Annotated in this window: 12 protein-coding genes and 1 tRNA gene; all 13 read left to right on the top strand. The window is 52.2% G+C overall.

All coding sequences use genetic code 11. From position 1 onward, the window contains the following. Positions 1–8 precede the first annotated feature (8 nt). The 13 genes from P771_RS0108990 (at position 9) to nusA (ending at position 12309) form a co-directional block, all read left to right on the top strand. Positions 9–1049, top strand: a complete 1041-nt coding sequence (locus tag P771_RS0108990; protein ID WP_035244157.1) for a proline racemase family protein — start codon at positions 9–11, stop codon at positions 1047–1049. A gap of 9 nt (positions 1050–1058) precedes the next feature. Beyond that, positions 1059–2687, top strand: coding sequence for an amidohydrolase (locus P771_RS0108995; protein WP_028574886.1), 1629 nt, complete (start codon positions 1059–1061; stop codon positions 2685–2687). Positions 2688–2934: 247 nt separating this feature from the next. After that, a complete protein-coding gene (locus P771_RS0109005) occupies positions 2935–3204 on the top strand; it encodes an MrpF/PhaF family protein (RefSeq protein WP_028574888.1) in 270 nt (89 codons plus the stop codon). Then, complete coding sequence (locus P771_RS17050; protein ID WP_035244159.1) at positions 3204–3503, top strand: cation:proton antiporter; 300 nt, start codon at positions 3204–3206, stop codon at positions 3501–3503. Before P771_RS0109005 ends, P771_RS17050 begins: the two co-directional genes overlap by 1 nt. Continuing rightward, a complete protein-coding gene (locus P771_RS17055; protein WP_051617230.1) occupies positions 3500–4444 on the top strand; it encodes a hydrogenase subunit MbhD domain-containing protein in 945 nt (314 codons plus the stop codon). The genes P771_RS17050 and P771_RS17055 overlap by 4 nt, the downstream gene beginning before the upstream one ends. Continuing rightward, entirely contained in the window at positions 4441–4761 is a 321-nt protein-coding gene (locus P771_RS0109020) for a sodium:proton antiporter (RefSeq protein ID WP_028574889.1), read from the top strand. The genes P771_RS17055 and P771_RS0109020 overlap by 4 nt, the downstream gene beginning before the upstream one ends. 66 nt (positions 4762–4827) lie before the next feature. After that, positions 4828–6297: a complex I subunit 5 family protein gene (locus P771_RS0109025; protein ID WP_028574890.1), complete on the top strand. Its 1470-nt coding sequence runs from the start codon at positions 4828–4830 to the stop codon at positions 6295–6297. Then, positions 6297–7796 (top strand): complex I subunit 5 family protein, encoded by a 1500-nt coding sequence (locus P771_RS0109030; RefSeq protein WP_028574891.1) that lies wholly within the window; start codon positions 6297–6299, stop codon positions 7794–7796. The genes P771_RS0109025 and P771_RS0109030 overlap by 1 nt, the downstream gene beginning before the upstream one ends. Beyond that, positions 7793–9532 carry a complex I subunit 5 family protein gene (locus P771_RS17060; RefSeq protein WP_051617231.1) on the top strand — a complete coding sequence of 580 codons (1740 nt, stop codon included), beginning with the start codon at positions 7793–7795 and terminating at the stop codon, positions 9530–9532. Before P771_RS0109030 ends, P771_RS17060 begins: the two co-directional genes overlap by 4 nt. Positions 9533–9568: 36 nt before the next feature. Further along, a complete protein-coding gene (locus P771_RS0109040; RefSeq protein ID WP_051617232.1) occupies positions 9569–10081 on the top strand; it encodes a Na+/H+ antiporter subunit E in 513 nt (170 codons plus the stop codon). A gap of 179 nt (positions 10082–10260) precedes the next feature. Next, positions 10261–10336, top strand: a tRNA-Gly gene (locus P771_RS0109045). Positions 10337–10410: 74 nt separating this feature from the next. Further along, on the top strand, positions 10411–10878 hold the full coding sequence (gene rimP / locus P771_RS17065) for a ribosome maturation factor RimP (protein WP_035244161.1): 468 nt from the start codon (positions 10411–10413) through the stop codon (positions 10876–10878). Between the two features lie 72 nt (positions 10879–10950). Further along, positions 10951–12309: a transcription termination factor NusA gene (gene nusA / locus P771_RS0109055; protein ID WP_028574893.1), complete on the top strand. Its 1359-nt coding sequence runs from the start codon at positions 10951–10953 to the stop codon at positions 12307–12309. Positions 12310–12319: the final 10 nt, after the last annotated feature.

Genomic DNA, 12319 nt, shown 5'->3' on the forward strand with positions numbered 1-12319 from the left:
TTTTTCTCATGCATCAAGATGACACCTATGCCGCCTTTAAAAGGCGGTTCCCTACAGGCATAACAACCATAGACTCCCACACTGCCGGAGAATACACCCGGCTCGTGGTTGAAGGCTTGGGCCCAATTCCCGGCAGGACCATGGCTGAAAAAAGAAATTTCACAATCCACAACCTGGATCGGGAAAGACTTCTTTTGACCACCGAGCCTAGGGGAAACCGGGATGTTGTTGCTGCACTGATGACTGAACCCACTACCCCGGGTGCATCATTCGGACTGATATACATGGATGCCCGCAGGTACCCGTATCTTTGCGGCCATGCAACCATCGGCGCAGTAACTACCCTCCTGGAAACAGGAATGATCAAAGCCTTTCCTGATGCTGACGGCTGCCTGCGTCTGATCGTGGACACACCTTCAGGACCCATGCCTGTTCTGGTCAAAATGAGACCCGGCCGGGTTGATTCTGTTTCCTTTACTTCTGTGCCCTGTTTTACATATGCCAGAAACATTTCTCTGGCTGTTCCCGGGATAGGCACTGTCTGCATCGACCTGGTCTGTGCCGGGGGCTTTTTTGCCATGGTGGACCTCAGCCAGCCCCTTTTTGAATCTCTTGAGCTTTCCCATGATCAAATAATCCGGCTGGGGATGGACATCACAGCCCTGGCCTCCAGACACCTGGATGTCCGACATCCTGAAAGGGACGAGGTGGCCAGTATAGATGTAACTGAATTTTACAGGACCAAGGGTCCCTGTCAGGGTAACAGCTTTGTGGTTTACGGCGAATCCCACCTGGACCGTTCCCCCTGTGGCACTGGAACCTCGGCCAAGATGGCCCTGCTCTACTCCAGAGGACTTGTATCCAGAGACGCTGTTTATGAGAACAGCGGTCCTCTGGGCACCTCTTTCAAAGCAAGGATTGTCCAGGAAACCATGGTCGGAGAATACCGGGCAGTCTGCGTGGAAGTCACTGGCAGCGCCCATGTCACTGGTCTGCACACCTTTGTTCTGGATAAAACTGACCCTTTCCCTTCAGGCTTTCTGCTTTGAGGAGAGAAAATGCGCAAGCCTGATCTGATCCTGGAAAACGCCCGCATCCATACTATGGACCCCCTGATTCCAGAGGCCGGTTCCCTGGCCATTGCTGGAAAACGGATCATGGCTGTGGGTGCTGGCCCTTGTCTTGGCCTGAACCCTGGCCCAGGAACCAGGACCATTGACCTGGAAGGCAGTCTGGTCCTGCCAGGGTTCTGGGATTCACATTTTCACTACTACCAGTGGGCCATGGGCCGGACCTATATTCCCCTTGACCGGGCTGAATCTTTTATTCATTGCCTGGAAATGATCCGTCACAAGGCCAGTATACTGGCAATGCACGGAAGTAGCCAGTGGCTACAGGGGCTGGGCTTCAATGAGTCAGACTGGCCTGAAAACAGAATGCCCCTGCGCCGGGATCTGGACATAGTCAGCCCGGAGATCCCGGTCCTCATCTGGAGATGTGACATGCATCTGGCCGTGGCCAACTCCAGGGCCCTCCAGCTGAGCGGACTGGCCGACGAAAGACCGGACCCGGTCCGTGGCCTGATCGGCCGGAACCCGGATGGAAGCCTGAACGGAACCCTGCGCGAAGAAGCCATTAACATCGTTAAAAAGGCTATGCCTGAACCAAGTCTTGAGTCTGTAACGTCCATCATGGATCAGGCCCAAAAGGACCTGCACTCCCTGGGAATAACCTCCATTCACGACGTCCGTCTGGCAGGAAACCAGTCTGAATCCGCCTTGACTTTCAGGGCCTGGCAGGCATTGCACCACCAGGGCAGACTCAAACTTCATTGCTGGACCAGCCTGCCTGGAGAAGAAAGGGCAGCTGTTGAAGAAATCGGCCTCAGAACCGGATTCGGGGACAATTATCTCCGGGTCGGCCATCTCAAGTACTTTATGGACGGAGGAATGGGAGCCAGAACAGCCTGGATGAAAGAGCCTTACCTGGACACCGGGGGCACAGGTCTCTGCCTGATACCTCCTGCTGATCTCCTTGAAGAAATCAGGGCTGCCGACCAGGCAGGTCTGGCTGTTATGATCCATGCCATCGGCGACCAGGCCAACCATGAGCTGATTTCAATTTTCGAAAAATTACAGGCTGAAAAAAAAGCCAATATCATCGGACCCGCCCTCCAGCATCGTTTGGAACATGTCCAGGTCATCAGAGAAAAAGACATCCAGAGGCTGGCCCGGCTGAATATGCCGGTTTCTGTTCAGCCCGCCAATATGGTGCTGGACATCAACATGATAAACCACTGCGCAGGAAGAGTAGGCAGACATGCCTATGCCTTTAAGGCAATGCTCGACCAGGGGATCAATGTCCTGTTCAGCTCAGACTGCCCGGTCTGCAGCCCGGACCCCTTAGTGGGAATTCAGGCCGCTGTAACCAGAACCCGGGCCGATGGGACCCCCAGGGGCGGGTGGTACCCTGACCAGATCTTTTCCCTGGACCAGGCCCTGAGAGCCTACACCATGTCACCTGCCGTGGCCTACAACGCCCAAAACCTCCAGGGTAGCATCAGTCCGGGCAAACTGGCTGACCTGGTTGTCTTTAAAAACAATCTCTTTCACACTGATCTCAATCATCTCCATCGATCCAAAGTGGCCATGACCATTTTTGATGGTCAGATCGTTTACCAGTCATAATCCACAGCTCTTAAAAAACTCCCAAGAGTGCAGCACCCCGAACCAGACCCAGGAACTTGAACACCACCTGAAGTCCCGGCCTGAAATCGTTAAGACCTTTTTTCTTTCTGCCAAAAACCCATTTATGGCCAGATATCTAATAACGTCCCTGTCCAGTCTGGAAAAATAAAAATTTGAACCTTTTCAGAATAACAGTTATTTAGCAGGAAGTGAAATTTTAACCTGCAACGTATCCGGGAGCCTGACCATGAATTTATTTTACCTGGGAATGGCCCTGTTTCTGCTTTTAAACATCCTGGCAGGGCTGTGGAGGGTCATGGCCGGTCCCAACCCTTCAGACCGGATGGTCTGCGCCCAGCTGTTCGGAACCACAGGGGTGGCCATTCTACTGCTGCTCTCCCAGGCCCTTGAATCACCTTACATCAGAAATGCTGCCCTTGTTTTCGCCCTGCTCATCATTCCGGCAGTGCTGGCCTTTGTCCGCAACACCTCCTATGAGATAACAAAGGAAAACTGATGATAAACAACATCCTGTCAATAGCCTTCTGCCTGGCTGGGGGCTTCTTTTTTCTGGGGGGCACCCTGGGACTGATCCGTTTCCCTGACACCTACAGCCGTCTGCATGCCTTAACCAAGGCCGACAACCTGGGCCTGGGCTTCATAGTCCTTGGCCTGATCCTGGTAGCCCAAACCATTCCAGAAATGATCAAACTGACCCTGATCTGGCTTTTGGCTTTGGTAGGCAGTTCAAGTGCCTGTTATTTCATTGGAAACCATCTCTTTAACAATTCTGACAGACCAGAGAACAAGGCATGAATCTCTTGTTTGACCTGATTTTGGGCATAACCCTGGTGGGTGTATGCTGGAGAATCATCCGGACCAGCGGAAACTTTCAGGCCATTGTCCTGTTCATAACCTTTGGACTCCTCCTGTCTCTGATCTGGACCAGGCTGAAGTCACCGGATATTGCCATTGCCGAGGCTGCAGTAGGAGCCGGTCTGACCGGAGTCCTGCTCATGGACGCTCTGGGTGTATTCAGCCAGTCCCAGGAAAAGCCTGCACCCAAGCTCAAACCGGGATTATTCATTCCAGGCCTTTTCCTGGCCGGATTATTTTTTTGTTCGGTTTTCTTCATTTCCCAGGATATCGACCGCCTGGGAAACCTGGTTCAAAAGCATCTGCCAGGGTCATCCCTGGAACACCCCATCACAGCAGTGCTGCTGGATTTCAGAAGCTACGACACCTGGCTGGAAATGGGAGTCCTGCTGGCTGCGGTCCTGGGAGTCCTCTGTGTAAGCCAAAGGCAGGACCTGGAAAGGACATTGCTTCCAGCACCGGCTGAGCCTGTTGGGAGGTGGATCATCAAGATCCTTCTGCCCATGATGGTCCTGATCAGCGGATACTTATTATGGCTCGGGGCCTTCGCCCCTGGGGGCGCCTTTCAGGCCGGAGTAGTCCTGGCAGCAGGGGGTGTCCTGCTCTGGCAGGGTGGCCATCCATCCCTGGCTTCCCTGTCCAGAACCTGGTGGAAGGTGCTGTTATGTGCCGGGTTCGCCTCCTTTCTTGTCCTGGCAAAAGCCTCCCTCTTCTACAGCGATCATATGCTGACCCACCCTGATTCTAAAATCTGGATTCTGGCTCTGGAATACGGAGCTGCCCTGTCCATTGCCATCTGCCTGATCAGCCTTGTGCTGGCCTCTCCTGCTGGACACCAAACAGCAAAACAACAGTCCCCTGAGGAGGATGTAAAACCATGACAGCCTCAACCACCATGACCATCTATGCCCTTTCTTCTGTCATCATTTTTTGTATCGGCCTGCTGGGTCTCATCAGCCATCCCCACATGCTTAGAAAAATAATCTCTCTGAACATCATGGCTGGAGGATCTTTTCTTTTTTTAATCAGTCTGGCCTATCAGGACAGGTCCCCTGAAGTTGATCCTGTCCCCCAGGCCATGGTCCTGACTGGTATAGTCGTGGCCGTCAGCGCCACTGCTTTTGCTTTGAGTTTGGCCCGACGTATCAGGGAAAAAACCGGACGCAGCGACCTGGAATGGGTGCAGGAAAAAGAATGAACAGCTGCGTTGCAAAACGAATCCATCCCTTAAACATTTCAAAAGGTCTGATCAGCACCAGAAACCATGCTTGAACTGATGGTTCTCATTCCTTTTTCCGGAGCAGTGCTCTGCCTGTTCCTTCCCGGCCAGCTGCGACGCTGGCCAGGGCTGCTGAGCGCAGGTTCCGTCCTGATGATCTCTGTTCTGCTGGCCAGGGACATTTACCTCCATGGGGCAATCCGCCGACACCTGGGAGGATGGGTGGAACCCCTGGGGATTGGCCTGCACATTGACGGCCTGTCTGTTTTTTTTATTCTTATGACCGGTCTGGTGGGTTTTCTGGTCAGCCTTTACAGTTTTTCTCAATTTTCCTTTGGCCGCAGCAGGGATCAGGCCGCCCACTTCTGGCCCCTGTGGCTGCTCTTATGGGGCGCACTGAATACATTGTTCTTTGTTTCAGACATCTTCAACTCCTATGTAGTCCTGGAACTGATAAGCATCAGCGCGGCCGCCCTGGCTGCCCTTTCCGGAAGCAGGGCATCCCTGGTGGCTGCACTGCGCTACTTTCTGGTGGCCATGGCCGGATCCATGGCTTTTCTGCTGGGAATCGGATTCATTTATGCCCAGGCAGGAACTCTGGACATGTTTCTTATTTCCGCAGCCGAACCCGGAGATCCCCTCATGGCAGCGGCTCTGGGTCTGATGACCGTTGGCCTGATCATGAAAACCGCCCTGTTCCCGTTTCATTTCTGGCTGCCGCCAGCCCATGGCGAAGCCCCGGCTCCAGTCAGTGCCGTCCTCTCAGCCCTGGTCATCAAAGGATCTTTTTACCTGCTGCTCAGACTCTGGTTTTCAGCCTTTGCCGGCAACATCATCAATCCGCCAGTTGCCGCGGTAATGGGAGGGCTGGGCTTTGCAGCCGTAATCTGGGGTTCCTACCAGGCCATCATCCAGGACAGACTCAAGCTGATCATTGCCTATTCCAGCATCGGACAGATTGGTTATCTGTTTATCCTGTTCCCGCTGATGTTCGTATCTGCTGACCCAGCCTGGCAGACAGAGGCCTGGACAGCATGTACCTACCAGACCATTTCCCACGGACTTGCCAAAGCAGCTCTCTTTCTGGCTGCAGGTAACCTTATCCAGGCCAGTGGAACCGACAATATCAGATCCATGCGCAATATCGCCGGAAGACTGCCCATGACCACCTTCACTCTGGGCCTGGCCGGCGTCAGCCTGATGGGCCTTCCACCCAGTGGAGGGTTTGTGGCCAAATGGATGCTTTTGCAATCCATCCTGGCCAGTGGTCAATGGTGGCTGGCTGCTGCTCCGGTTCTGGGCGGCCTGCTTACTGCTGCCTATATTTTCAAGATCCTGGCCCATACCTTTATTTCCGATGAGAACTCCGTATGCTGTTTGCCTGTATCATATCTGATGGAAAAATCAGCCCTTCTGCTGGCTATTTTCTCCATCCTCATAGGTTTCAGGGCCGAAGAAGTTATTTTTATGCTGGAAAACCGGATGAGTTTTGAAATCATTGGAGGATCACCATAATGGACCTCGGTTTCTGGCTGCCAATCCTGGTTCTGTCCAGCTCCCTGATCACCGGACTGATCATCTTTTTCCTCAAGGAAGAAAGCACCGGTCTAAGGACCGTGCTGAACCTTCTGGCAGCCGCCTTCAAGGTAGTGGCTGTCCACTACATGGCGTTCAGACTCCTGGTCCTGGACAAGGCCCATGAGGTCAGCTTCAGCATGGGTCTGGGATTTGATTTTGTGCTCCGGGTGGACTTTCTTTCTCTGATGTTTGTCAGTCTGTCCAGCAACCTCTGGCTGGTAACCACCCTTTATGCCGTGGGCTACCTGGAAGGATCACCCAACAGGAGCCGCTTTTTCGGCTTCTTCAGTTTATGCGTCACAGCCAGCACTGGAATCGCCCTGGCCGGAAATCTGATAACTTTTTTTATTTTTTATGAATTCCTGACCCTGGTCACCTATCCTCTGGTGGTCCACAGAGAGACCAGGACAGCCCTGGAGGCTGGACGGACCTATCTCTGGTACACCATTCTGGGCGGTTCATTCTTATTTGTGGGCGTGGTCTGGCTCCAGGTGATTGCCGGACCTCTGGACTTCATTGACACGGGAATACTGGAAGGCCTGGGCTCTGAACACCACAGGACTCTGTCCATTATTTTTCTGCTGCTCATCGTGGGCCTGGGCGTTAAAGCCGCTCTGGTTCCCCTGCATGGCTGGCTGCCAGTGGCCATGGTGGCCCCTGCTCCTGTTTCAGCCCTGCTCCATGCTGTTGCCGTGGTCAAGGCCGGTGCTTTTGGGATTGTCCGGGTTGTATTTGATGTTTTTGGTCGCGATTTTGCGGGCTTCCTTGGTCTGCTGGCCCCTCTGGCCGGTGCCGCAGCCCTGACCATCATCTTTGGCTCGGTACGGGCTCTTTACCAGACCGACCTGAAAAAAAGGCTGGCCTACTCCACAGTCAGCCAGGTCTCTTATATAACCATTGGCGCGGCTGTCATTGCTCCCTTTTCCACGGTTGGAGCAATTGTTCACTTGGTTCACCAGGGGGTGATGAAAATCACTCTTTTTTTCTGCGCCGGAAATATCGCTGAAACCCTTGGCCTGCACAAGATCCGGGATATAAAGGGAGTAGCCCGGCGTATGCCTGTTACTGCCGGTCTGTTCACCATTGCGGCCTTTGGCATGATCGGGGTTCCACCACTGGCTGGCTTCATAAGCAAATGGTACCTGGGAATCGGAGGCCTGGACGCGGGGAAGGACTGGATTCTGGCTGTACTTGTGTTAAGCAGCATTCTGAACTCGGCTTATTTTCTCCCGGTAATCCATGCCATGTGGTTTGAACATCCGGACAAGGAGTGGAAGACCTTAAGGCCTTCCAGATTTGAAGCACCCTGGACCCTGCTCCTGCCTCCCCTTATAACCGCTGCAGCGGCTCTTCTGGCTGGGATCCTGGCAGGCTGGGAATGGAGCCCCCTGGGTGTTGCCAAACAGATCGCCCAGGGCATGGGGGTGTATCCATGACCTGGCTTCTGGCTGTGTTTTTCCCCCTGGTGATTGCTGCACTGTACCTGATCCCTTCAAGAGGTCCCCTCCTTGGGTTCCGACTTCTGGGAGCAGCAGCCCTGCCTGCGCTCATCCTTGCTCTGACTGCACCTTATACATTCTTTTTTGAAACTGAGATATTCCTGCTGGGCTTGAAGTTCGGAATCGACCCTTTAACAGCCCCGTTTCTGCTGGTTACCGCCCTGGGGTGGACCGCAGCAGGACTATTCACATCCCTGGGAGCCAGAAACAATCTTTCCCGGCCCGGCTTTGGAGCCATGTTTTTGCTGGCCATGTGCGGAAACCTGGGCCTGGTGGCAGCCCGGGATGCTGTCTCGTTTTATGCCTTTTTTGCCCTGATGACGTTTTCAGCCTACAGCCTGGTGGTCCATTCAGGCAGTCATCCGGCCCAAAGGGCCGGCCGGATATATCTGATAATGGCTGTACTGGGTGAAGGTCTCTTGATCGCCGGGTTGATGATGGCTGTTTCCATGAGCACCGGACATTATTTTACAGATATCACCAGGGCGGTTTCTGAAATATCCCAATATCATGCAATATACTGGCTTTTTTTCGTCGGCTTTGGAATCAAGGCCGGGCTGATCTTTCTTCACTGCTGGCTCCCCCTTGCCCACCCGGCGGCTCCCACGCCGGCCAGTGCTGTTCTGAGTGCATCCATGATCAAGGCCGGACTCCTGGGATGGATTAATTTTTTTCCAGTAGGTCATGTTTCCTTAACTTTGTGGGGATGGGCATTCATGATCCTGGGTCTGGGTGGAGCCATGTTCGGGGTGCTGGCCGGGCTCAGGGAGGATAATCCCAAAATCATTCTGGCATATTCAAGCATAAGTCAGATGGGTCTGATCAGTTTTGCCTTTGGAATGGTCCTGCACCACGAATCTCAATGGCTTCTGGCCTGGTCAGCCCTGGCCCTGCTGGTTCTCAGCCACGGCTTGGCCAAGTGTGCCCTTTTTCTTGGTGTTTCCATTTTAAAATCCTGGGGCTGGCCGGTCATGGGGAAGCCTGTCCTGATCCTGCTTCTGGCAATCCCGGCTCTGGTCCTGGCCGGTTTCCCCATGACCGGCGGATCAGGAGCCAAGCACCTGCTCAAAGAGGCCGGGACAACCGCAGGAATATCCTGGCTGACCACTGCCCCGCTTTTCCTATCTTCAGTCCTGACCACCTTGCTCATGTTCCATTTTTTAAAACAAACAACCCGGATCGCAAAATTTGAACCAGGGCCTGCTCTTCAGCTTTTTTCCTGGCTGCTGCTTGTAGGGGCCGTTCTAAGTCTTCCTTTGATATTTACAGTCCTGTTTCCGGGTCATCCGGGAACATGGTTGACAAAAGAAATTATTCTAGCTTCGATCTGGCCGATACTGCTGGGAGGGGCAGTTTATCTTTTTTTCGGCCGGACTGTGGAAAAAATATCCTTCAGGACTATGAAATTTCTGCCGGACATGGCTGGGCTGATCGATGCTGCCTGGCACCATCTTAATTCCAGGCTAAGGCAAAGTACTGTTTTTGATTCAGACCTGGTTAAAATGAACTTTACCAGGTACACTGACTGGATAATAAGAAGCAGCACCGTAGTCCGTAACTCCCATGAACTGGAGAAAAAAGCCGGGGCATGGACCTGCTTTGGCTTCTTTTTCATGCTGCTGATCCTGGTCTTGACCACTCTGGCCATGATTGACTGGCGGCCCAGTGGCTAGTCCGGAACATAAGACCTCAACCAACAGGAATACCCATTGAACAGAACCGACAGCTCAAGACTTTTTTCCGGATATGGCCGGACCATTCCTTTTCTAAAGAGTGTTCTTCTTCGATGGTTCATCTTTGGAATTATCTGGTGGGGGCTTTCCGAAGGACAGTGGCGGGAGCCTTGGGCAGCATTTTTTTTTATTTCAGCTGCTGCCTTGCTCAGTGCCCTGCTTGTCCCTTTTCAGAAAATCAGTTTAAGGGGGCTTCTTTCCTTTATTCCGTTTTTTGTACATCTGTCCATAATGGGCGGCATAGACGTTGCCTCCAGGGCAATCAGGCCATCCATGCCCTTGCGGACAGGCTTTTTCCAGTATTCCATCAGCTTAGAACACCCCACAGCCAGGGTGATCTTTATCTGGGTGGTCAGCCTTCTTCCTGGAACAGCCAGTGTTCAACTTAAAGAAGATCTGCTGCAGATCCATGTACTTGATCGCCAGCTCTCCCACCAAAAAAGGCTGCATGAACTGGAAGAACACATAAAATCCCTTTTCAGGAATTAAATCTCAAATAATAGGCCCCAACCATGACCGGGACCGGTTTTCCCCCTTGACAATTATCAAAAGTTAAATCAATAAAGTTTATTTACTTGCTGGTTCCGCGCCCCAAGGCGACAAATCTCTCACTGGAACCACCCGGTCTTTACCCAGCTGATTGATTTCAGCGGAAAAGATCTGTTTGAGCGGGTGTAGCTCAGCTGGCAGAGTACAAGCTTCCCAAGCTTGGTGTCGCGGGTTCGACCCCCGTCACCCGCTCCACTCCAAGCTTTACTGGATTGTTTACTGGGGTGGACCTTTAGGTCCACTTTTTTTTTGATAACAGGTGGATATGCATGAATAATCATCAGGAAACCAAAGAAAAAATCATCCAACTGGCTGAGACCAATTCTCGGATTCTGGGTCTTGAGCTATGGGGTGTTGAATACTTTCCAGGACCAGGTGGAAAAAAAGGAATAGTCAGGATATTTGTCGACTCTGACCAAGGCGTGTCCATAGATGAATGCGCTGAACTCAGCAGACAGATAAGCGTGGTGTTGGACGTGGAAGATATTGTACCTGGATCTTACACCCTTGAAGTTTCATCACCCGGTATTGACAGGATCTTTTTTCATCCTTTTCAAATGGAAAAATTTATCGGACAGAAATTGAAAGTAACCCTGAACCAGCCAAGACAAGGCAGGAAGAATTATTCAGGTTCCCTGATCAAAGTTGAAAAGAACAGGCTGGTCATTCAGTCTGAATCAGGTGACTCCTGGGATTTTGACTGGGATGATGCTGAAAAAATCAGGCTGACCGGGTAATCGGGCTGAGGTGTTTGAAAAGCAGCGCCAAATCATAAACAGCTGCTGGAATATTATTCATGGAGGAAGGCTATGAGCCTGGAACTAAAAAAAGTTATCGACCAGATCAGCAAGGACAAGGGTATTGACAGGGATATGCTGGTGGACACGCTGGAAGAGGCCGTCCGCACCTCGGTCAACAAAAAGTACGCCAACATGCTGGATATCGAGGTCAACTTCAATGAGGATACCGGAGAAATTGAGGTTTACCAGTATAAGATAGTGGTGGATGAAATCAGTGATCCTGACAATGAAATCCTGCTCCGGGATGCTTTGGAGCACGACCCCAACGTCCAGCTGGACGATGAAATCGGATTTGCTCTGAATGTCAAGGACCTGGGCAGAATAGCAGCCCAGTCTGCCAAACAGGTGCTCATCCAGAAGATGCGGGACGCTGAACAGGAAATAATATATGAAGAGTACAAGGACCGGATCGGTGAGGTCATCAGCGGCATCATCCAGCGTAGGGATCGTTCCGGCTGGATTATCAACCTGGGCAGGACAGAAGCTGTACTGCCCAGGGCTGAACAGATCCCCAAAGAAAGATTCCACAGGGGTGACCGGGTGGAGGCGTACATCATTGATGTGCGCAAGGAGAGCCGGACTCCCCAGATTGTTGTATCCAGATCTCACCCCGACTATATGATCGCCCTTTTTAAACGTGAAGTGCCAGAGGTTTCAGACGAAACCATCAAAATCATGAACGTGGCCAGGGATCCAGGCAAACGGGCCAAGGTTGCGGTTATGTCCAAGGATATTGATGTTGATCCGGTAGGTGCATGTGTTGGAGTCAAGGGCTCGCGCATCCAGAATATTGTCCAGGAGTTGAAGGGTGAACGGATCGATATCGTGGTCTGGAAGCCGGACATTGCCACATATGCGGCCAACGCCCTTTCTCCAGCCAGAATATCAAGGATCACGGTGGATGAAGAGGAGAAAACTCTGGAGGTCGTGGTTCCCGACGATCAGCTCACTCCGGCCATTGGCAAGAAGGGGCAGAACGTCAAGCTGGCCTCTACCCTTTTGGGGTGGAAAATAGATGTTTTCACTGAAACCAGATATGGTCAGCTTAATGAACATCAGCAGATAATGGAACAGCTGGCCAGTGCCGCTGAAATATCCATCAACGATTTTATTAAGCAGGGTTTTGAGAGCCTTGAGCAGCTCTCTGACACTGAAGACCAAGAGCTGCAGGAGAAGCTGGGGCTTTCCAGCGAAAGTCTGGCCAATCTCAAAAGTGCCATCAATTTCCTGGCTCCCAGGAATAACCAGCCTGACGAGCCTTTAGACTCTGATGAACAGGATGATTCTCCAGCACTGGATGGTGATTCAGAACCGCCTGAGACCGGTTCTGAATCAGAAGCCGATCCTGAAGAATCAGGAGATAAATAGCTTAGTTATT

The sequence above is a fragment of the Desulfonatronovibrio hydrogenovorans DSM 9292 genome (genome assembly GCF_000686525.1).
Taxonomy (GTDB): domain Bacteria; phylum Desulfobacterota; class Desulfovibrionia; order Desulfovibrionales; family Desulfonatronovibrionaceae; genus Desulfonatronovibrio; species Desulfonatronovibrio hydrogenovorans.